General features: G+C 48.7%; 23 protein-coding genes. 7 read left to right on the top strand and 16 right to left on the bottom strand.

Annotation, left to right across the window (positions count from 1 at the left end):
* Positions 1-187 precede the first annotated feature (187 nt).
* The 4 genes from V8N38_RS21435 to V8N38_RS21450 are packed head-to-tail and all read left to right on the top strand — an operon-like array spanning position 188 to position 4,219.
* Entirely contained in the window at positions 188-1,021 is an 834-nt protein-coding gene (locus V8N38_RS21435; protein WP_143779445.1) for a helix-turn-helix domain-containing protein, read from the top strand.
* Positions 1,022-1,027: 6 nt separating this feature from the next.
* Positions 1,028-2,014 (top strand): glycosyltransferase family 9 protein, encoded by a 987-nt coding sequence (locus V8N38_RS21440; RefSeq protein ID WP_147840623.1) that lies wholly within the window; start codon positions 1,028-1,030, stop codon positions 2,012-2,014.
* The gene (locus V8N38_RS21445) at positions 2,007-2,510 is read left to right on the top strand and encodes a molybdopterin-dependent oxidoreductase (RefSeq protein WP_147840622.1); all 504 of its coding nucleotides are present in this window, start codon (positions 2,007-2,009) and stop codon (positions 2,508-2,510) included. The genes V8N38_RS21440 and V8N38_RS21445 overlap by 8 nt, the downstream gene beginning before the upstream one ends.
* Complete coding sequence (locus V8N38_RS21450) at positions 2,507-4,219, top strand: hybrid sensor histidine kinase/response regulator (protein WP_147840621.1); 1,713 nt, start codon at positions 2,507-2,509, stop codon at positions 4,217-4,219. Before V8N38_RS21445 ends, V8N38_RS21450 begins: the two co-directional genes overlap by 4 nt.
* Before the next feature lie 59 nt (positions 4,220-4,278).
* On the opposite strand, the gene V8N38_RS21455 is transcribed toward V8N38_RS21450, so the two are convergent.
* From V8N38_RS21455 to V8N38_RS21505, 11 genes are all read right to left on the bottom strand, one after another.
* Positions 4,279-4,968 (bottom strand): N-6 DNA methylase, encoded by a 690-nt coding sequence (locus V8N38_RS21455; RefSeq protein ID WP_147840620.1) that lies wholly within the window; start codon positions 4,966-4,968, stop codon positions 4,279-4,281.
* A gap of 115 nt (positions 4,969-5,083) precedes the next feature.
* Positions 5,084-6,007: a DUF1281 domain-containing protein gene (locus tag V8N38_RS21460; protein ID WP_089181294.1), complete on the bottom strand. Its 924-nt coding sequence runs from the start codon at positions 6,005-6,007 to the stop codon at positions 5,084-5,086.
* A gap of 110 nt (positions 6,008-6,117) precedes the next feature.
* Positions 6,118-6,240: a hypothetical protein gene (locus tag V8N38_RS21465; protein WP_255399923.1), complete on the bottom strand. Its 123-nt coding sequence runs from the start codon at positions 6,238-6,240 to the stop codon at positions 6,118-6,120.
* Positions 6,233-6,511 carry a TA system toxin CbtA family protein gene (locus tag V8N38_RS21470; RefSeq protein ID WP_089181295.1) on the bottom strand — a complete coding sequence of 93 codons (279 nt, stop codon included), beginning with the start codon at positions 6,509-6,511 and terminating at the stop codon, positions 6,233-6,235. The genes V8N38_RS21465 and V8N38_RS21470 overlap by 8 nt, the downstream gene beginning before the upstream one ends.
* A gap of 11 nt (positions 6,512-6,522) precedes the next feature.
* Positions 6,523-7,533: an ArdC family protein gene (locus V8N38_RS21475; protein ID WP_147840619.1), complete on the bottom strand. Its 1,011-nt coding sequence runs from the start codon at positions 7,531-7,533 to the stop codon at positions 6,523-6,525.
* 75 nt (positions 7,534-7,608) lie between these two features.
* Entirely contained in the window at positions 7,609-8,211 is a 603-nt protein-coding gene (locus V8N38_RS21480) for a DUF3085 domain-containing protein (RefSeq protein WP_147840618.1), read from the bottom strand.
* Positions 8,212-8,297: 86 nt separating this feature from the next.
* A complete protein-coding gene (locus V8N38_RS21485) occupies positions 8,298-8,783 on the bottom strand; it encodes a hypothetical protein (protein WP_147840617.1) in 486 nt (161 codons plus the stop codon).
* 74 nt (positions 8,784-8,857) lie between these two features.
* A complete protein-coding gene (locus tag V8N38_RS21490; protein WP_147840616.1) occupies positions 8,858-9,436 on the bottom strand; it encodes a hypothetical protein in 579 nt (192 codons plus the stop codon).
* Between the two features lie 95 nt (positions 9,437-9,531).
* Positions 9,532-9,906 (bottom strand): hypothetical protein, encoded by a 375-nt coding sequence (locus V8N38_RS21495; protein ID WP_033648731.1) that lies wholly within the window; start codon positions 9,904-9,906, stop codon positions 9,532-9,534.
* An 88-nt stretch (positions 9,907-9,994) separates the two neighbouring features.
* Positions 9,995-10,333, bottom strand: coding sequence for a hypothetical protein (locus tag V8N38_RS21500; protein WP_072008249.1), 339 nt, complete (start codon positions 10,331-10,333; stop codon positions 9,995-9,997).
* A 533-nt stretch (positions 10,334-10,866) separates the two neighbouring features.
* Positions 10,867-11,766, bottom strand: coding sequence for an integrase domain-containing protein (locus V8N38_RS21505; protein WP_147840615.1), 900 nt, complete (start codon positions 11,764-11,766; stop codon positions 10,867-10,869).
* Between the two features lie 1,011 nt (positions 11,767-12,777).
* On the opposite strand from V8N38_RS21505, the gene V8N38_RS21510 reads away from it, so the two are divergent.
* The gene (locus tag V8N38_RS21510) at positions 12,778-13,845 is read left to right on the top strand and encodes a hypothetical protein (RefSeq protein ID WP_147840614.1); all 1,068 of its coding nucleotides are present in this window, start codon (positions 12,778-12,780) and stop codon (positions 13,843-13,845) included.
* Between the two features lie 247 nt (positions 13,846-14,092).
* Entirely contained in the window at positions 14,093-14,500 is a 408-nt protein-coding gene (locus tag V8N38_RS21515; protein ID WP_244951343.1) for a hypothetical protein, read from the top strand.
* 39 nt (positions 14,501-14,539) lie between these two features.
* Here V8N38_RS21515 and V8N38_RS21520 read toward each other — a convergent pair whose 3' ends face one another.
* The 5 genes from V8N38_RS21520 to V8N38_RS21540 are packed head-to-tail and all read right to left on the bottom strand — an operon-like array spanning position 14,540 to position 19,368.
* The gene (locus V8N38_RS21520; RefSeq protein ID WP_147840612.1) at positions 14,540-16,078 is read right to left on the bottom strand and encodes a conjugal transfer protein TraG N-terminal domain-containing protein; all 1,539 of its coding nucleotides are present in this window, start codon (positions 16,076-16,078) and stop codon (positions 14,540-14,542) included.
* A complete protein-coding gene (locus V8N38_RS21525) occupies positions 16,075-16,446 on the bottom strand; it encodes a hypothetical protein (protein ID WP_147840611.1) in 372 nt (123 codons plus the stop codon). The genes V8N38_RS21520 and V8N38_RS21525 overlap by 4 nt, the downstream gene beginning before the upstream one ends.
* A gap of 16 nt (positions 16,447-16,462) precedes the next feature.
* Complete coding sequence (locus V8N38_RS21530) at positions 16,463-17,944, bottom strand: integrating conjugative element protein (RefSeq protein WP_147840644.1); 1,482 nt, start codon at positions 17,942-17,944, stop codon at positions 16,463-16,465.
* A 10-nt stretch (positions 17,945-17,954) separates the two neighbouring features.
* Positions 17,955-18,962, bottom strand: a complete 1,008-nt coding sequence (locus V8N38_RS21535) for a TIGR03756 family integrating conjugative element protein (RefSeq protein WP_147840610.1) — start codon at positions 18,960-18,962, stop codon at positions 17,955-17,957.
* Between the two features lies 1 nt (position 18,963).
* Positions 18,964-19,368: a TIGR03757 family integrating conjugative element protein gene (locus tag V8N38_RS21540; protein ID WP_103681908.1), complete on the bottom strand. Its 405-nt coding sequence runs from the start codon at positions 19,366-19,368 to the stop codon at positions 18,964-18,966.
* A gap of 1,937 nt (positions 19,369-21,305) precedes the next feature.
* On the opposite strand from V8N38_RS21540, the gene V8N38_RS21545 reads away from it, so the two are divergent.
* Positions 21,306-21,491, top strand: coding sequence for a LysR family transcriptional regulator (locus tag V8N38_RS21545; RefSeq protein ID WP_147840609.1), 186 nt, complete (start codon positions 21,306-21,308; stop codon positions 21,489-21,491).
* Positions 21,492-21,493 lie beyond the last annotated feature (2 nt).

Below are 21,493 nucleotides of genomic sequence, written 5' to 3' on the forward strand. Positions count from 1 at the left end.
AGCACCGCGAGCCTCCACACTCAGACTTCTTTTTAACAACCAATGTGACTCTCTGTCAATGCAAATGACACTATGGCGATTATTTAAATCATTTTGAGACATTAAAGAGTGCGGCTTTATTGAAAAAAACAACTTTGAGTGTACAATGATGGCTGTTTTTTAAACCGAAACAGGCTGAAGGTGGGAGATGGCAATCAACAATAAAACTGCCCTGGGGGAAGTCATTGCCAAAGCGATGACGATGAAAGGCATTCCAAAACAAAAGCATATTAGCCACACCAGCCGCGTTCTGGAGATCACCATAGCTGCAGCACAGAAAAAGATGAGCGGCGCATCAAATTGGGAGGTATCGCAACTGGTTAAAGTAGTTGACTCTATCGGTATGACAACGAGTGACTTCTTCGACATCTATAATTATTCAATAAATGAAGTGCATGATGCCGTCTGGAATGATGGCAAGACCCATGTTAAATGCAAAATATATTTATCCGAAGTAAAAACCAATGATGCAACTGAATACTCAGCCGTGAAAATCAACGATGAATGGGTTGTTTTTCACACTAACGATATAAAGGACGATGTATTGTTTGAGTCGAAGCGCAACATTGATATAATTCAACTCTACCCTCAAAAGCAGAGTCTAAAAAAACACCGAATCGCAATTCTTGATGATGACAAAAACATTGTAGACAGTCTCAAAGAAATAATTGCCAATAATGAATATCTTGTTGATGCATTTTATGACATTGAGTCATTAGAAGAACGTCTGATAAACACCCCTTATGATGCATACATCCTGGATTGGGTCGTTGGGGAAAAAACCGCTTTCAATACGATAAAAGAGATAAGGAAGACAGAGAATAATAACGCTATGATACTGGTTCTTACCGGGCAACTGCCTGGAATTGTAGATAGTGAGATCGCCAGCGCAATAAATGATTATGATATCACTGGCCCTCACGAAAAACCGATAAAAGCCAGTGTAATAAAGTCATTGGTGGATAAACATTTCCCTGAGTGAATGATTATGGATGATTATTTGTTGACGTATACAGGCAGTCTATTGCTGGACGGAAGATACATCGTATCGCCCTATGGAGTGAGTAAAGAAAGCCCCTGTGGTGATCTTTCCCCACTGAACAACCCTACGATTTTCAATAACTCAATCAATGAAGTTTCCGTAGACTATTCAAAGGTCAAAAGCCTGACTGTCATCAATGGGTTAGGCGTAACGCTAGGTGACTCAGTTGTTGGAATATCTGCCCTACATGCAATAAAGAAAATCAATCCAAGAATTGCAATCAGAGTCATTCGCCCCGAAAATTGTCCTGACTATGTAAATGAAATTTATACGCTCGCGAAGCATATTATAGATGACATTTCCTATATGCCGTTTGACATTACCAGTTTTTCAGGCGCAGACCTCGTTATAGATATAGGAAATCAGTTGTACTGGAAAGGTTTTGATACATTGGAGATGCACGATTTCTTTTTAAGGAATCTGGGTGTCGAGCACAGCCAGGTTTCAACCTCATTAAAAAGTAATGCCTGGCTCAGGTACTCGCCCATTGAAGATCTGAACCTGGGTGAGTATGTACTCTTCTGTCCATATGCAAGCACAAAGATAAGAAGCATCCCCACGCGATACCACAGGAACATCATCTCTTATCTGAGTGGAAGGTTCAGAGTTAAAGTCCTTGGTTTCAGTGAAATCAGCCATGAAAACTATACGAATATCACAGGATTGTCAAAAAACACCGTTTCCTTTGCCTCCATCATTAAAAATGCGAAGCATCTTTACACATGTGACTCAGCAGCCTTACACATTGGCGCAGGATTTAACACGCCCACCACGTGTATATTCACCACAGTGAAACCTGAGCTTCGTAGCTTATACTATAAAAACTGCAAATCCATTTACATAGGAAATAATGAAACAGAGGGCGTTCATAACAGTGAAAATGTACGCTTACTTGACTTAATCAATAAGGAGTTTGAGGTTTATTATGCGTAAATTGATGTTATCCGGAATATTCTGCTTAGTTACTTTATTCATTTCCCTCCCTTCTTTCTCGAAAACAGGAGATATCTATATTGACGGAGATATAACCCACAGAAATTATGGAGCAGGATACATTTTGACAGAGGCGGAATTTAACACACTGGAAAAACACCACATAAAAACAACAACATCCTGGACTGAGTTGGGTCACGTCGTGGATTTCGAAGGTGTAAAATTCAAAGATTTGTTAAATGTGGTCGGCGCACGTGGGAAAACTCTAAGAATGAGGGCATTAAATGATTACTGGGTTGACATTCCGGTCTCTGACGTCGAGGAATTCGATATGCTGCTGGCAAATAAAATGGATGGGAAACAATTGAAAGTTAGAGACTTTGGCCCGTACTTCGTCATTTACCCCATGGACAAGTTTTACGGTAAACTCAATACGCCCGTTTATCAGGCTCGTCATATCTGGCAGGTAAGCGGCATAACGGTACTAGATAAATGAAACTAAAAAAGCTCATCATTCAATACTTATTGGTTTTCCTTGTGCTAACAGGTGGATTTGTGTGGATGTATGAGCAATACTTTTCCACGCGCCATAATATTAACTCAGCGGGTCCACAAGAAAACTATGCCTGGGCAATTGCAAAGTTTGCTATCCGACTGGCTGGATTCAATGCCAAAATTGAACACCAGTTATGGCTAGGGATCGATGACAAAGACGAGTTGCAAAAAGAATTGGATATTCTTTTCTCAAGCTCTAATGTACTGCTCCATAAAAGTATATCGACCAGATATTTATATGACGAAGCTGGGTATGCTAGAACGGTTGAACAAATACATTCAAATCTTGAGAAAATCGATATCGAATTAAAAAAGAAAAACACGAACTACTCGAACCTGCTTGAAATCATTGAGTTAATAGGTCTGGACAACAAAGATCTCATCGTTATCTCGGACCATGCTGAAGTCAGGCAAAGAGACATTATACAGCAGGATTATATTAACAAAGCCAATTCGATGCGGTTTCCCATTGCCATCCTGTACGTTATTTTTTCATTGATGCTTTTCGTTTCATATCGGCAGGTAAAATCCATTAACAAGCAGCTGGAGTCCGAGAAGAAATCATTTAACAACAAGAATGCATTCCTTGGTGTATTAGGTCACGAATTGAGAACTTCACTTCAGGCAATAATCTCATCGGTGGAGGTGATTACCCAGCAAAAAGACGTCGTAGCATTCTCTCACTTTGAGCGATTAGAGAATGCTGCCATGAAAATGGAACGTCAAATGAAAGACCTCGCTGAGTTTGCCAAAGTTGACAATGGCAATGTTGAAATAAAAATCTCATCATTCAACTTACACAAGCTCGTGCATGATACTGTTGAGCAAAGCATCACTATTTTGAACAAGGAAAACATCAATGTAAGCATAGATGGGATTGAAAATATATATGTGAAAAGCGATCCCTCCAGGATTATGCAAATCATAGAGAACATTGTCACCAATGCTATAAAGTATACTGAGAATGGAAATGTACAGATAAGCGCAGTCATCCGCGACAAGTCCAGACTGGTCATTACGGTAAGAGACACGGGTCGGGGTATTCCGAAAGATAAAATTGATACAATCTTCTTTCCGTTCATCAGGGTTGGCTGCGATAACAAGGTTCCAGGCTTTGGGATGGGATTGGCCATTGTCCACGGTGTTGTTAAAGCCATGAACGGGACTATTGATGTAGAGAGTGAGGTGGGTAAAGGGAGCACATTTACTGTTTCATTACCCATTGAGTTTTCAAAACATGAAGAAACGGTCATTCCCGCCGATATGGATAATATCATTTTTTCAGCCAAAGAGATCAGGGTGTTAATTATCGATGATAATGAAATGGCCTGTGAATCATTGGTGTCAATTCTTCAGCATGAGTTTACAGTCGAGTATACGACCTCCCCAGAGCGGGCTTTGGTGAAATTATATCGAAAATCATTCGATCTTGTTTTGAGCGATCTGCAGATGCCTATAATGACAGGTGATGACTTATATAAAAGAGTCAAAGAGAATAAAGGACCAAATAAAAATACGCCTTTCATATTTATTAGTGCATATACGAGTGAAAGCCCAATCAAAGATGTGGCTATTTTAACTAAACCGGTCAGATTAAATGATATCAAAAAAGCTATAGAATCAGTCTTGGCCAATAATACCGCCTCGTAAAACAGGCCTCTTAATTAATACGTATTGAAGATAATCGCCCCAGTCAGGGGCGATTGTTGTCAACTAATCGCTTTAAACTCTCTAAGCGTCTGTAATCGAAGTGGCCATTGTTCTAACCAATGCATCGGGGTACACATCACCAATCGCCGTTCATCTGCTAGCGCGTTACCCAACACAACTTCTCCAGGAATGCCAAGCGAAGACAGCTGGATATACGCCATCGACATCGCTACTACATCGATATCAACGCACGAGACCCACATATGCTTTGGTGGCGGATACCCCAAAGCCTGCATCTCGACTGCGGCCGCGATCATCATACCGCCTGCCCCACATGCCGGTTCGCTGATCGTCACGAACGGCTGAGTCAGCAACAGTTGTTCCAACTCAGTGAACTGCAGCCTGGCCATCATGGACGCTACGCACCAAGGGGTAAAAAACTGCCCACGGTGTTTATCACCGAGCTCTAACTTCATGAAGGACATTCCCAAAAAATCACAAGGTTCAGCGGCCAGTGCTATTCGGACCAGAGCAAGTAGGTGCGCCAGGCGTTCGACATCCTCACGTTCATACCCTTTGATGAGCGACATGTACTGCTTCTCCAGCGCGTCGTCCGGACAAAAGCGGTTGTGTATTGCTATCGCGCTGCACTGAACAAAGTCAGAAAAGACCTTGTACCGGTGATGGTAGCGTGCCGTTTGGCCAAAGAGGGCGATGAATTGGTTTTGTACTTCAGTAAACGTCAGCATGGTGAACTCCATTAATAAATGGGAGTTCACCCGCAGTGGGAGAACTCCCCCACGGGAAAAAAAGGCCACCGGGATACCGGTGGCCATACGTTAGTGCTTCAACAAAAGACGGTGATTAGCCGGCGGCTGCATTCGGTGACAACGGCACAGAATCCTTATCGGCGTAGGTCAGGTGGATCACCTCACCAGCCTCAACCTCAGCCGCTATTCGTCCACCGTCGACATGCTCACCACGGTCGTAACGATCGTAGCCACTGCGTTCCGCATCAGGCATATACCAGGTATGTTCCACCTGGCAGCTGAACTGCTCCGACACTGTCCCGATAACCTCGCCGGCTGGCGGGTACCATGGGGAATCAAAGTGCACTGTCAACGTGTTAATGCCATCCCGTACACAGCCGACATTATGGCCTGCCGGCCATTCGACGCCGTACTGTCGACCATAGAGCTCGACAGTGGTCGGCACATCACGCAGCAGTCCCCCAGAGCCATTCAGTTCGGTCGCCAGACGCGTCGGGATCAGCATCAGCATATCGCACGGTGCAGTATATTCAGGCATCATCCCCAAACGTTCCCAGCAGATGCCGGCATCGATATCAGGGCTAACCCCCACCAGACCGAACCAGTCCGCATACTGGCGAGAAAGCACATCCTCCATACGCGCCTTCGCCACGTTGGGGATGCTTTCCCATTTAACCGCATCGATACCCGACTGGCGGTAGAGTCGCTCTATCAGGCGAATGTTCTCGCCCGTTAACGGCACATCCGCCTTCAGCAACCCGAACCAGTGTTCAAAGGCCAGATTCTGAGGCGATGCAATCCCCGGCTGCGTTAACAGTGCCGGGTAAGGCACGTAAACACCGGGTTTTGTTGTCGCCGGCTTCAATATGCCGGCACACCCGGCCAGGAACAGCCGGCAGCTTTGTTGAACAGCATGACGGTATTCAGGGACAACATGGCCATTGACCCATTGCTGCAGTTCATCAACAAAAACGGATTGGCCAGTGATCACTAAACGGTTATTGCACCAGTTCGACATGGTCGTTCTCCTCTTCTTACAAGAAAAAGAGGGAGCTTTCCCCAGCGGGGGAAAGTCTCCCCCGTTGGGTTAGGTGTTACCTCATGATGGCCAGGACGCTGATCCTGTCCTTAGTGGGCTTGCTCGCCATAGTGAGCCCGGTATACCTGATGTTCGTCGCCATTAGCGACCAATCCCAGCTGTACCTCAGGGTCAACGGTTATCTGCAGCCCCTTGTTGGTGGCTTTAGTCACCGGTTATCTCCTGTTCTGTTTCACCGATCACGCCCAGTTCTTCCACCTGGCGCAGATACGGTGATGATGAGGTAAAGGGATTGGCGCCAAGGCGAACCAGGTGGTATTTATCCACCAGGTTGTTGATCGCCTCAAACGGCCGCACCCCCGCTTCCTGTAAAGCCTTCACGCACTCCGCTTCACACAGATCGGTATCGTTTAACGCCAGGCCAAAATATTTGGCCAGTAACCTGCCGGCAATGGTCTGCCAGTAACGTTGTTCAATCGTCATCACCAGACTCCTCATGCCGCAACGGCTGGATCGGTTGTCACCGGGTCCGCCAGGGGCTTCAGCAAAAATTCTGACGCCTCACGGGCCTGTTTGGCCGCACGAAACAGCGCGCGCTTGTCCTCTCGCAATACCTTGAGCCAATGCTCGAGGTAGCTGTCGTGCTGGACGTCGCCAAAGACGCCGAGCTGCGCGCACATAAAAGCACTGCCCAGCTCCGCCACCAGTTCCTCAAACGCGTACACCGGGTCGCCGAACCACCGGGAAGAAGACGTGATCCCTTCCCGGTTAAGCCGTTTAGCATGGCCGGTGCTGTGCACCAGTTCATGCAACAACGTTGACCAGTAATCCGCCTCAGTCCGAAATTGCTGAGCCTGTGGCAGGACAATCTGGTCCCGGAGCGGGGAGTAAAACGCCCTGTCCTGGTAGGCCTGTTCAACCCGAACACCGCAGGCCTCAACGAGGGTGTTAACCTGAGCCTGCGTTTTCGCATCAACCGACGCATCACCCTCATCCGTCTCGGTTGCCGGCATAACGCCGACAACGATCTCGGGGAGGTTGTCGCATTGGGCAACGTTAAACAGGTAAAGCGGCTTCAGCATGGGTATTCGCGTTTTCAGCGGTTTTCCCTCTTCGTCAAACAGCTGCCGGCCATCAGCATCCTCCACCTGCTTATCCCAGGGTTTGAATACCACAGCCAGGGTTGCCGTCTCGCCGGCACGTACATGGCCACCGACGGCCTCCGCCTGTTTATAAGTCAGCCAGCGATTGGAGTGAAAACCGCGCTCTTCCGCGGCTATCCACAACAGCAGCACATTCACACCGCTGTAGTGGTAACCCGTCGTGCCGTTCTGCGGCATGACAGACCCGGTATAAACCCGGTTCCGGTCAGTCCGCCAGGGCTTGCGCCAGGGTAAGGTGCCACGCTCAATGGCGCCGATGATACTGTCCGTGACCTGTTGGTACAGGTCTGGTCGTTCGCGACGGGCTTTTGCCGGCCGGCGTGATGGTGATGTTTTCTTCATGGAATGCTCCTCAATGAAAAAGGCGCATTCCTCCCCTGGCGGCGAAGAATACGCCCCAGGGGACAGGAAAAGTGGTTAGAGCGCGGGGTAACGCAGTGCCCCTTTCGGATTCACTGTGTCAACACGCTGTTTCAGCCGTTCGAACAGAGCCAGGTAATCAGCCCGATCGGCGGGTTTTGCCCGTTTGCAATCGGTATGACAGGTCGTGGCCAGCAGGTTGATGGCCCGCTCACGCCAGTGTTTAAACTCATCCTGGCTGACGCAGACCGAGTAATGGACCTCGGCCAGCTGCAGCATGCGCGCGGTCACCCGGCGATAATCGGCGACACACACCCAGTTAACCGTGGCAACGTGCATATAGACCGTTTCGGGTAACAGGTGGATCCAGAGCTCATGGCCTTGCGACAGTATTCGTTCGATACAACTGTCGTTCAGCACCAGCTCCTCGCCAAAGTCGTCGCCGCCGGCAAGCTGCCGGGACGTTTCATACCAGGCCTCATCCTTGTCAGGATGACACCCGTCGGCATACGCCAGGTGTTTGATACGGCCGGTGGCGTTTCGTTCGCCCACGGCCGGCATCAGATAGACGCCATTATCCTTGGCCAACACCAGCGCACACTGATTGGCGCGCACTTCAGCCACCACGGCGCGCAGTTCTGCAGGGTTAAAATGCAACATGATAAGTCTCCTGAGTTGCGGAGACGGACTTCCCCGGGAGGGAAAGCCCCTCCAGGGAAATGAAACGTTATGGTCAGTGGGTGGTGTTACCACGAAGCCCGGAAGTAAAGGTGGTCCAGACTGAAAACAAAACCGGCAAGAACGCTGTTAACGTACTCCCTCAGTAAATCGACCTGCGTCCAGTAAATACCGCCGTAGTCACGCGATTCAGAAGGAAACTCTTCATGGCAGTTCGCTTCATTCAGCCGCGACAGACACAAATCCAGCATCTGGACGTCGTTGCGGTCGAACGCCATCAGCTCACCGCTTGTGACCTCCCCGACACTGTTGTCCACCCAATGCATCAACGCAGTAAACCCGCGAAAATGACAGGTGTGAACCAGCAGCGGCGGATGGTAGTGGTTACACGTTTTGTGGTTGTATATTCGCGGCGCCTGCGCACAATCACCGCCGTCCTCCAGCCACGCTGGTGAACACGGCACCCAGTCACCGACGGGTGTCCAGTCGCCGTTTACCGGCAACATCGGATAGTCAGCCTTACGCTGACGGAAAAAGTTGATATCAAGCCCCATGGGTCACTCCTCTCGGTATACGGACAGGAGCTCCCCTGCAGGGAAGCCCTGCCGGGTGAATCAAAAAATCGCGACTATGCCGCCGAATGCGCCTGATTCAGACGCACGGCCAGCACTTCATCCATGCCGACAATAACGCGCCAGCGACAAAGCAATTCATCGGGATCATCGTTATGACTGCTATACCCTTCCAAATGGTAAAGAATGGAGTCATCAGCCAGTGCCGCCTCATCCACTTCACCCGGAGCAAGAAGTTCCGGGCGTTTAAGGTGGTGGCGCAACCAGAGTATTGGCAACTCCCATCCTGGATTTTTGGAAAGTCTGGAGTCGTTCCGCTCTATCCGTACAGAGCCAGGGCACAGGTTATGAATCAGTATCAGAACCAGTCGGTGAAAAAAATCAGGGCGCTGAAAGAACCCCACACGTTCTTCGACGTAAGGCATCGGTTGCATCGGGATATTTACCTCTGCTACCGGTGATACACGTAAACCGGCCGTTTCGAAGATCATGCCATCAAACAGCTGACCGGCTTCCGTGATACCTTCTGGCCGGGCCTCTTCAGGCAACAACCAGAACACCTCGGTCACCGCCAGGGTGAAATCAATCCATGCTTCCTGGGACGGTGATGCGACAAAATAAACGTTCATACTCACGATAAATCCTCCGGTAACAAAAAATTGGGGGGATTTATCCCCCGGACGGGAATAAATCCCCGTCAGGGTGTGTGTCTGTCAGGCTGCCGTGCCGATCACCAAACCTCGAGCTCGCCAATCGCAATGTCGGCTTCGACATCGCGCTTGCCTTGCTCCACGGCCTGCGCCCAATAAGACGCGTGAATATCTTTGCTCAGTGTATCCAGACGAGCCATAAGCGCTTGCCCGTTAGCGGAAAGTGTCGATATATAGCCGTACTGCATGACCAGCAGGAAACCCCCAAAGGCCTCACCCGCATTGATAACGGCATTTTCCACATCATTCAGCTCAGTGGGGTCTTCACGTTCAAGACCCAGTCCCAGACGCTGGCAAGCCCGGATACTCATGAGCTTGCCTTCCACCAGGCAAAGGAAATGAAACGCATCAAGCGCGGTTTTCACGTCAAGTACGTTGGGTAACGGGGTATGCATCGATAAATCCTCCATAAAATGCCGAGGGATTTATCCCCATAACGGGTGTTAATCCCCGTCAGGGTATTAAGTGGGTAAACCGACCGCTCTAAAAGCGGTAACGCAGTCTGGCCAAATGCTCAGCATGTTGGCTGGCGAGTCGGTAAGCTTTTCTGCGCTCGGTATGCTTGCAAGACAGCACAACGTGGGTGCTTGCGTAAGTATATTCGCCTTTGTACCAACCTTTGCGCAGCGTCAGTAACGCGCTGACCGAACCATCATCACTGCAGATAACATGCGCGCGAACGGCAAAATTACCTGCTGCATTGACGTACCAGTCAGTAAAACGCGGCGGCGCCATGCGAAAAGGTATTCGCTGGACAGCCGATTTGACACGGTGCAGGGTTGAGAAGAAATCAGGAACAACTGAAGAAGTAAAAACAGACATGGTGTTTCTCCTGTAAAAAAGGGAACACCGCTCCCAGGGGAAAGGTGTTTCCCCGGGGGATCAGATTGCAGCAACCGCAGTCGTTATGACATCGGTCAATACCTTCATCACCGTTAAGTGATCCCTGTTCTCAAAGGTTAAACAGGGTTACCGCCACTGGGGCTTCCTCTTTCAGGCTACGAGGATATTCGCAGTCGCCCGAAGGCGTTTCTCACAGACCGCTGAAACTTTGGTTGGCACTCACCCGAAGGCGCTTCTCACAGAGTGCTGAAGCATTGGCTGGTTGTCCGAAGACAACGAGTAAGCATGTTTATTTTCCGAGCAAATCGCTGATCTGTCAAGAGGCCATGCGCACCTGTTTTTGGAATAATATTTCCTGATATCCTAATAACGTAACGTCTCAGTACCATTATGATTTTGAGGTCGCAGCCCTGTGAGAGCTGCGACCGTTATGTACGAACCATCATATTCACGTATACAGTTGAGAAAATTTTAAATTAATAAAACTACGCGCACTTAAAGAAATTAATCCGTTACTCCACATCACCTTTGAAATAGACTTGCTTAATATAACGACCTCGGCCATCCCCATGTCCCAAATCCATCGATACCAATGCCTCCGCTTCTACACGACTCATTCCATTTTTAACATGATGAGTCACCGCATCGCGTGAATAAGCGTATCGCAAACTATGGGGAGCATCTTTCCCTGTCATTCCTGCTTCACGAACAATATTTCGATAACGTTCTATTGCTGTATGCAATGAAGGTTTATCAATCAATTTTCCATTGTGGTCATCACAATGCTTTATTGCAGCATCTAAAATAGATAAAACCTTCTCACGATTAAAAATAGTTGTATCGCGAGGGCGACCTCCTTTCGTACCAAAAATAACTCGTACACGCTCGTCGCCATTAATTAAAGCCTGCCGCCATGTTTTTAATGACTTTGCTGACTGAACAGTTTCTTCCGTTCGCAAACCTACATAGCGAGACAACTGAACACCCAATGCTACCCCTGCATCTTTTTTTAAGACGTGATTTATGACAGCAGTTAACTTCTCATCCGAAATAGGAGCTTTTGCTCCATCACGGTTAGCACCTGAAATCCCTAAAGCCTGGTTGCTCAATTTCTCATGGTTGGGATCGGCCAGTTTATTTCGCCCAGCAGCGGACATGATTGAACGCACGGCTGCCATCTCGTTTTGCAATGTGCGAAGCGATATATTCTCAGCCTGCCGGCTACGAATGTACTTTTCGATATGGGTCGTTTTAATGTGTTTTACATCCCTGATTTGAATATTCAACTTTGCCAGACGTTCAGAAAAACGGTCTGCAATTCTGGAACGGTCAGCAACGGTTTTAAAACTCCCTCGTCCCTGACGAGCTAGCGTGACAAGTTGTTTTCCCAGCTGTTTACCGAATCTGGACATCTTAATACCTCCAATGGGATACACGTCCTTCTGCTTTTAAAGAAGCAGACGGATCTGTACCTCAGTAATTTCAACCCCGACGACACGGTTGCTTTTGCGCTTCCTGCGTCTCGACTGGTATCTGTGCATCGGGGCGGCGAAATGTTGAGTTCTTGCGAGGCACCCCAGATCTCTGATCTGTTTGCTGCTTATGCAGAGCTGACTTTCGTCAAGCTGCCTCCAACACTACTGTTCGTAGTGTCGCCATCGATACCGAGTCGATTTCCTCCTTTTTAGATAGTGAAACGTTCAAAACGGATTTCCCGTCGTAATTACGTTGAAGTGAATGAGTGTTTAAGACCGTACTGACACGGACTACATGTTGGTCAGATGGTAGTAAAACGTTGAAAGCCACGTCGTGCGTGGTTTGAGACGTTATGCGCTACGCGCGTCACTTGGTAGTGTCTTCGCCACTTCACAAGTGACGCGCGCTCCTCTGCTCCTAATGAGACTCACGTAAGCGGCCAAATGTACCCAATGGCCTTATACGTGCGTTCAAAAGTCGCGTCGTCGGCAACACGTCATAAAATATAAAATAATCAAAGCGTTGAAGCATAGAACATCGCCGTGGCGTACTCTAGCGCTGCAAAACGTAATGCATACGTTATTGGTGAAAGGAACCGTACCAGGACTGGCGCGGTTGAGTCGTTAATGAACCTTCATCACTATCGTGATCTCCGTTCTCAAAGGGTAAACGGAGGTACCGCCACATGGGCATCCTCTTCCAGGCTACGAGGATATTGTGACCACCCGAAGGCGTTTCTCACAGGTCACATGAAACATTGGATGTCACTCACCCGAAGGCGCCTCTCACAGAGCGCTGAGACATTGGATGGTCGTCCGAAGACGACGATACAACTCGAGTAGGGTAAGCGATCCTATCAAATCCCGTCAATCACTTGACTTGATTTCGTTCGCTGACTACAGTGTATTACACTACACAAAATTGCATTACACAAAAAAGGAAATAACATGAAAGTACCTTCATCCTTTCGTTTCCCTGAACGATTAATGAATAGTTTAAAGGCTCGTGCAGAGTCACGAAATAAATCGCTGACTGAACATGTTCAGACTGTCCTGGAAGCAAGCCTGGACAACGAAGACTTTGAGAAGAAACATTACTTTGAGCTTATGGAGAATCCAGATAAAAGCATTTCCGACATTTACATAAAACTCTTCAGCACAATAAACACTCAGACAACGCGCTTAAGCCTGTCTGAGCTAAAGTTCATTATACACCACTGCCATCAGGCCTATCTCTTTCACAGCCATGCTGTTAGCAATGATTACATCAAGGTAATTATCGATATATCATTAGACCTAGTTACTGTTTCAGTACGTGAAAATATTGCCTTTGATAAACATTATGTCTACCGTTGTTTTGACCTATCAGATGAAAACCTGGATGAAACTATCAGCAGTATGAGATCAGTTATTAATAAATGCATCGATGGCACCTACGCCGAATATTTAACCCGCCCATTGGAAAGTGGAGCATTTAACTTTGCGCAGTACCCAAAAGAAACTATAGATTTAATATTTACCAAAGCAAGATTGCAAAAACTATTCCCTCTTGTTACACGCGGAATCATTCAAAAAAACAAAGATAAATGGAGAATAAAAGAACTTTCTCAAAACATCCCTTCGCATAGAGTGGATTTTTGCGTCGATGATTTGAATTTTTCTATAGTTTGCCATGGCAGCGAACTAAGATATGATGACCCTGCATCCGTTTTCTTTGTTATCGAAGGAAAGCACTTTATCAAGCCATATTCATTAAAGCCCCTACTTGCGATCATTCGCTTAGTAAATCGGGACGAACTAGACGATTTTTCCAGAACGTATAATGACTCTGATAAAGTAACTATCTGGCCACCGCACTCCACTAATAATAACGGAACGATAGACATAGATTCACTCAGATTAATATACACATCAGAGCTCTACAATGAATTTAAAGAGAAGTTCCTGAAGGCTATCGGGGACGAAAAAATGTCAGTTATACTTAACGCAATGAAGATAATGCATGGGGATATTTGACCTTGCTTGCCTATTTGGGGGGGGCTACCAGTGCCTTTACCTTTATTGGGTATTCACCACCTTACTTTGAAGATGTAAACCTATTTTGTTGTTCCACCTGCTGATAAAGCTCTCCAGTCTGGGCAGGATCATGTAGCATCTCCGAGCACAAAAAAGCTTGTTTGCTTGCGGTCTGAGGACCGAGTGAATAGCAATTGGTTATTATTCAGGCTATGATGAGGTCAGACTATCACCTGGCTAAGGAGTGATGATGAACGAAACAAGACAGCACCACGCCTATCAGCGTGGAGTACGCATGGCAAGCCTGTGGAAGCGTCTTAAAGGTACGATTTTGAGATGGGATGCGTTCTTTGTGTCAAAGGCTCGTAAATACAGCCGACCTGCTTGGATCGCCCATATTCCGATGATTATCCTTGCAATTAGCATTCTAGCGACGTTGGTGTTCGGAGGGATGATCATTGCCAGTTCGGTCGTACTCATTGGAGCATTACTTCTTCTCGTTAGTGAAGCATTTTCACCAAAAGAGGAAGCAAACCTAGCTGAAGATGCAACGACGTTAAAGACGTCATACAAATCGCCATGTGAATATAGAGCTGATGGTGAGTTTGGACCAGGCTGGTACGCCGGTAATTACAAAGTTAGCGATGATTACTGAAGTTTCAGCAATCATCGCACTTTGGCTATTTAGAACAGCCTATTTGCCAGCGAGATTGCCAGCCCCCTTACTAGCTATCGTGTCCGCCACAGCACCGCCAACTTTTCCTCCAGCAGCCTTACTATCTGCTGCACCGTTTGCCAGAGCCATACCTAGTGAATGACCGACACTCACCCCTGCCCATGAAAGAGCACCCAACCACATAGCTGGTAATACGATAAACATACAGCCCATCACCAGGTTCATAATCAGGTCATCTGCACTATTCTGGAACCCGGCTACATTCCAGCGGCTGTGCGAGTCCGAACTGTACAATGCCTCCAGTAACCAGCTGTCCAGCCAGCGCGCCAGTTCCCACCAGAACGTCAGGAAGTTCAGCGCAAACACCACGAACGTCACGGTTATCACCGTCTTGTACTCGTAGGCCGCAAATGCCAGGATAAGTGGCACCATGATATAGACCGCCATCAGCAGTACCGCCTGCACCATCGGCAACGCCTGACGCATGGCATCAAATGCCGGATATGCCGCCAGGCTCCCCAGCGCGGTTCCGCCCAGTGACGCGAGCCGGTTAACCGAGTTGTCCAGGGTGAAATCTGCATTGCCGCCGTAACCGGCATAAGCGCGTCCGCCCTGGGAGACCGTCAGGTTATCCGGGCTGACCAGGCGACGCACCACAGCCTCCTTATAATCTGCATCCGGTTGCCCCATCATCTTCAGCGCGGCAGACATCCGCAGCATGACGCCCGGGTCAACCTGTTTCACCACGCGGGCTTCCAGCCCCGTTTCGCCGGCTGACCACCACTCGCTGCAGGTCGGGTATCCGCCTCTCCCGGTGTTTGGCCGACCGCTGTCCCGCCCCTCATTCCAGGGGAAGCTGGCGCGCGGCGTTTTGGACTGCAGGTTGTTGTAGTACCCACCGTTCAGGAAAGTTTTCGACCCCAGCCACTCGATATCACGTAACGTGGCCTTGTCGGTTGTTTGTCCCTGGTCGCGGTTCTGCCAGGTATACAGCGCCAGCGCGTAGCAATCGTTGGTGAAGTCCTGCAGCTCCTTCGCAAGCCCCGGGTTATTGACCCGGCTGTGCTGAACCTCAAAACGCACCTGCCGCAGGTCCGGTCGACACGGGATCGTGGCCACGGCCGCCGACGTGATGCCTTTTGAGAGTTTATGCACCACCAACCACCACACCGGCACCTTCGCCGTCTGGCCGTTCATACTCGACATGATGTTGGCGTAGCCCGTTTCATCCGGCTTTTTCGGTGTCCAGGTACCACAGGTCGCCGCCCGGCTGCTGTCATACTTGATGGTGTCGAGGCTGACATTCATCAGCGGCAGACAGCAGGCCAGCATCACAAAGAATGCCCCGTAGAGCAGGTTTTCGATGCGTGGCAAAGACAGCATCCCTTTGTTGCCCTCATCCTCCCCTTCCTCTCGCACCTTAAGCCAGATGGCTGCCACCTTGAACAGCAACGGCAGTACAAACAGCCCCGTACTGACCAGTAACTCCCACAGGCCATTGTTAATCAGCCAGCCGAGCAGCGTCAGGAAATACTCCAGATAGCTGTTGGTCATCATAACGACAGCCCTCCACCAAAGAGACTGTATTCACAGGCCAGGGCAAATACCGCGCAAGCTATGGCCATGCGCTTGAGAGGTTGCCGGTATTCCGGTTTGCAGCCCGGCGCATGCCAGATTTTCCAGAATCCCCAGGCCAACGCGGCGTATAGCGCCAGGCGCCAGCTCAGCCAGCCATAACGGGTGCTGTGCACCCAGTCACGCAGCGCGGCACTCTCTCCCGGGTGATTGACACCCCAGTGAGCCATGCCCAGCGCGACAATCATCGCTATCACCAACATGCCCAACATCTGCAGAACACGCTTAGCCCGCAGACCGAATCGGCGCCCCCTGGCGGGCGTCACCGCTTTTTTCTCTGTTCCGGTCATTGATTCATCCTCACGATTACTGGTCGCTTTCCGGCACGGCCAACTGGTTGAACTTGGTATCCGGGCTGTCAACCGACTGACGCTGCGGGTTGGTTTCCGCCCGGTTGTTCTCCCTGTCGATGATGGTCAGCACCGCGTTACGCGCAATCTCACGCTTCATCTCCATCTCGTTCTTGAGCGCCGTGATCTCACGATCCAGCGCCTCGATACGCCGATCGCCTTCTTCCATCGCGACTTTCTGCGCAGAGGCGTTCGGCTCAGACATCCCGGTGGTGATCATGCGCCGCATGATAAAGGCTGTTTCGATGGTATCCGCCATCGCCAGCTCACTGGCCAGACGCCCAACCAGGGCGGCATTATCCGGATCGCGCTGCAGTGCCTTGATAACGCCGGCGGTCACCGCCAGGCTGCCCGTTTTGAGTTTGGCCAGGTTGCCCGCGGTGGGTTTTTCTGCCCCATTGACCAGCCTGGCCAACTGCTCGTTATTCGTTTTCGTCGCCTCTTCCAGCATCGGCGCAAAACCTGTACCGGCTACGGTGCTGCCTGGCTGTTCGGTCCCTTCGCCACTGGTGCATTGCGCTGCGTCCTTGCAGGTGCGCAGCGAGGTGTCGCCCAACACCTTCACCACAGCGGCTGCCGCTTCTTCACTGCTGGCATATTTGGTACAGGCACCGCCGGTACAGCTGCTGCCGGATACGCTGGAGGTGCTGGTGACCGGCAACGCATTCATCATGTTGTAGCCGGCTGCAGCCAGATCGTGCGTCGGTTTGATGGCCGGCTGACCGGCGCCGCCGCGCTTCTGTCCACCGATCCAGGTCTGGCCGGATTGCCCGGTTACTTTCTCGGTGGCATTCATCGACCGCACTGCATCGGCATCCCCGTTATTGATCAGGCTTTTGGCCTCCTCCATCGCCGCCGCCTGGCTCCAGCCGCCGGAGTCCACCATATCCATCATCCGTTTGGAGAGGTTCTGGCAATTGAGCTGGGCTTTGTCGAATGCCACATTGGCCTGCAATACCCCGTTGGTCAGCATTTCATACAAGCCTGGATTAGCACGCTGGATAGCCATCGCCGGCAGACTGGCTACCGCACCGGTAGCACCTTGAATAACGTTACCCATCAGGCTCTTGAACCCGTCCGTCACGCCATTGAGCTGGTTACCGATGGTGCTCTTCAGGTCGAAGTTGCCGCACATCAAATCCGAGCTCCAGCCCAGATTCATCCCCAGGCGCTGCATATTGCCACGCGTCGCCGGCTGTGATATCACCGAGCCTCCGCCCAGGGAATAGAACAGTTTGTCCGAGACGGCGCCGCTGGCGTTCTTACCGTAACCGATATTGCTGTCATTCACCTGGGGCAACGAAATACCAAACAGGGTGCCGTTATCGTCATTGTCGTCAGCGTGTGCGCTCACACCGGCCATCGCCAGGCTACCGGCAACCACCAAAGGCAGTAGACTGCGCCGTCCCCAGAGAGATTTATTCATTGGTTTTTTCATCATTTATGCCTCAAAAATCCGTGCTGTAGAGGAAACGCTGCCCGCGGCGCTGGCAGCAGCTGTAGGGTTGCCACAGGGCAAAGGCAGCGTTCGCATCCGCAGCCGGCGGATGTTCACCGTCCGGGAATACCGCGCAAGACTGGCTGAGCTGCGGCGCCAGGCGTTGCCATTTATGGTTGCTGGTTCCTGTATTTTCCTGAACCGCACCTGGTGGCCAGTACCCTTCCGAGCGCTGGCCTATCAGGGGCTGGTAGACGTGCGACTGACCAGAGCGAGTGATGATGTCCGCCACCCGCTGTGCCACCAGAGCTCCTGCCTTGTCATCATCGACCTGAGTCACAAATCCCGAACGGGGATAGACGTTGCCCCACATATTCGCGGCTGCCTGACTACCAACCTCGCGCTGACCGGGGATCAACGCCTCCGGATACAATGATTCCGGCATGCCAGTACGCCATGCCAGGCTGTCCAGCGTGCTGAGGAAATACGGCACGAAGGGGGTCGCCGCACTGCGGCACGAATAGCCGGCAATGCTGCCGCCAATCAGGGTCGTCGCCGGATGGCCAATGGCGTCAGCGTATTTGAAATGCAGGTTGGTTTTGCGCTGCCCGGGGGTTTTCAGCTCATTGTTGCCACCGCCGGCTGCAACGCCGCCCAGTGCGCTGGTGATACTGCTCTCGAGTCCGCCGGCGGCCTGACTGACCATCGACATCTCACGCCACGGGTTGCCTCCCGGGGTGTTATACGCCGACACCACCGCCTCCGGGACGAAATGGCTAACTTTGACCGAAGTTCGGACAGTGCAGCCGCCCCAACTGCAGAACAACCAGTAGCAAATACCGCTGACGCGCCAGCTGATGCAGGACTGCGACACCGCACTGGCAACAATCTGTGCGCTGTTGAGCGCGGCATTCGCCGCCGGCACGCCGGCCGCAGACAGCATCATGGCTACACCGAGGGATTTAAGGGTCAGCCGGGGTTGTCCGGAAGACGCCAACTGCAAGGGAAATCGTTGCATGTCACTGGCCCTCCAGTGACTTCGCGCGCAACGCGGTGGCCCGGGCGATATCAGCGGTGCCATACACCACATCCCGATCGTCAAACACGACCGCGGGGACTTTTTTGACGCCCAGTTCCCAGGCGCGCACCACCGCACGGTAAACCGTCGCCAGCTCCTGTTCATGCGCCTGCCATTGTGGTGACTGAAGTACGGCTTGCGCCTGCCGCTGCGCTTCATCCGGGTTCGACGACAGTGCGCCGAAGAGCTGCGTCTGCAACTGCTCCGGACCGTCAAGATAAATCACGGTCACGGAAGCATCATTATTCGTCGGGGGATGGTGGGAATCGGTATACAGTACCGTGCCGGCAAGTACCGATGCCGGCATCAGTAGAGGAAACAATGTCAGCAACATGCTGATTTTCATGGCGTACACTCCTGCGTGAATAGAATCCACACAGGGTGCTATAACGTGGTCAGAAAGACAGCAAAGAAGTCTTTATTGGTTTTAAACAATTTCCATAAGCACCTATCATATTGAATTGTATTGTTTTTATACCTAGCATGAAGTAACAACCACCATTTCTCTGACGCCTAAAACACTATCTTCACTCATGTATTAGTAATAATTTTCCCAATTAATTTCTTGGCTCTTATTGAAATAACAATATGACTATCCCATATTTTAATCTAGTCGTTTGATATCACCTTATTAAATCAACAAACAACAGAAACCTCACTTAATAACAATCGAGCATGAACCAATGAAATTAAAATTTCATCACCCCACACAAAAACTCTTTAAAAAAACAAAACCATTGATAAATAACAAAACAGAATGAGAGAAAATAAACAATGGAAACCAAACCAATATTTAGGCTAAATTAGAAACTAATAATACACTTATATGAAAATCAAGAGCAAAGACAACCACCACATCGCAGATATTAACAAAACGATACGCCAAGTCCAATGTCGTTTCAACTTATCACATCTCCATTTAATTAAGTTATTATTTTTATCATCCAAGTCAATTATTATAGGTGTTTTTAAACACCAGAATAAACCAGCACAACGCATCCCACTCGCTAAACTTCAATGCGGGAATCCTGGTTCTCTCTCCAGCAACAAGCTCACTGGCGATCCTCATCAATTCTTTATTACCCATAAACCACCACAATAAATTAATAGTTAAGAAATCACTCAGAGAACACCTCAATAACCATGCGCAAAAAAAATAATCAATCAAAAAAATAACAAATAAAAACAGATCAGTAACCATTCATATGACACACCACCATATAATAACAAACCTTTAATTAATGGACATTGGCCTCTAACTTTCGTGAGTAACAGCATCGCATCAAAAAAATAATCACATCGTAGGAAATCATAACATTCAAAGGGGCATTTCTTCGTGTGATTGCTCAGAGAATTAACCTTACCGGTTATATATATCCAATTTAATATTAGTGCCAACTCGCCCTTCTAGATTAAGTTAATAGTGGGATAGCAGAACCTGATATTGCAGTCTTAAAATCGGCCTTATCAACAAGCTTACGTAACTTTCAGTTTTATTATCCTTGAATATTAAATTCTTGTCAGTAGATTTAGAAGAACAATATTAAATCACAATATTGGTTTATCAAGATAAAATAAGCTTTCGCCCACATCCTGAAGAGACAGCTCTTTATTTGGCAATAATTCAGAGTTATACCAAAATGCAATCACAACATCCGAATCCGTATAATCATTAATATCACCTTCATTCCTTGGATTTATTTTCACCTTATTAACAAAACTCAATTAAAACAGCCCAATGCGGCACCAAGAAAATTTCAACAGCCCTGCTCAAAATCATCACGAGTTACCCCATTCGCATCAAAACTCACAGACTCAGAAATTAATAAACAACAAAGCAGTTTTTGCCCCAACAAATTAGAATCATTAACAATGCCAGATGATAACTCACGATAACCGGTGATCTGGAAATCACAACAAACATATTCAATAGCCCTATTGCCATTATCAATTTGGCCAAATGAAGAGGTCGTTTAGTTAGTTGTATGGAGAGTGCCTCTTGACATACCCCTCCACTACAAACTCAAAGCACTTAAACAATACACCAAGAGTCTAAAAATTAAAAATTAAAAATTAGAAAAACTAAATATGCCATTAATAAAATATTGAGCAAAAAAAACACATTATCATGTATAATGAAACCATGGCCACTAAAAGGAGAGTTAACTCGTATGATAATGTCCAACCTTAAACCACCAATAAGTTTGCATTATATACAGTTTAAATCAATAGATTTAAGCTATTGTCGCAACATAAAATCGTAATCAACAAGGATGTATAAATATGTTTTCAAGAAAAGCAAAATACTTTATGGAATTAGCTAAAAATAACTCATTAAATGATGCTGCAAATTCAATTTATATAACACCCTCTGCCATGTCTCAAGGCCTTAGCTCATTTGAAAAAAACATGGGACACAAACTATTAGAGAAAAAAAAGCAAATTACAATTATCCAAGAAAGGCATTGAGT

Source organism: Serratia nevei, from assembly GCF_037948395.1.
Taxonomy (GTDB): Bacteria; Pseudomonadota; Gammaproteobacteria; order Enterobacterales; family Enterobacteriaceae; genus Serratia; species Serratia nevei.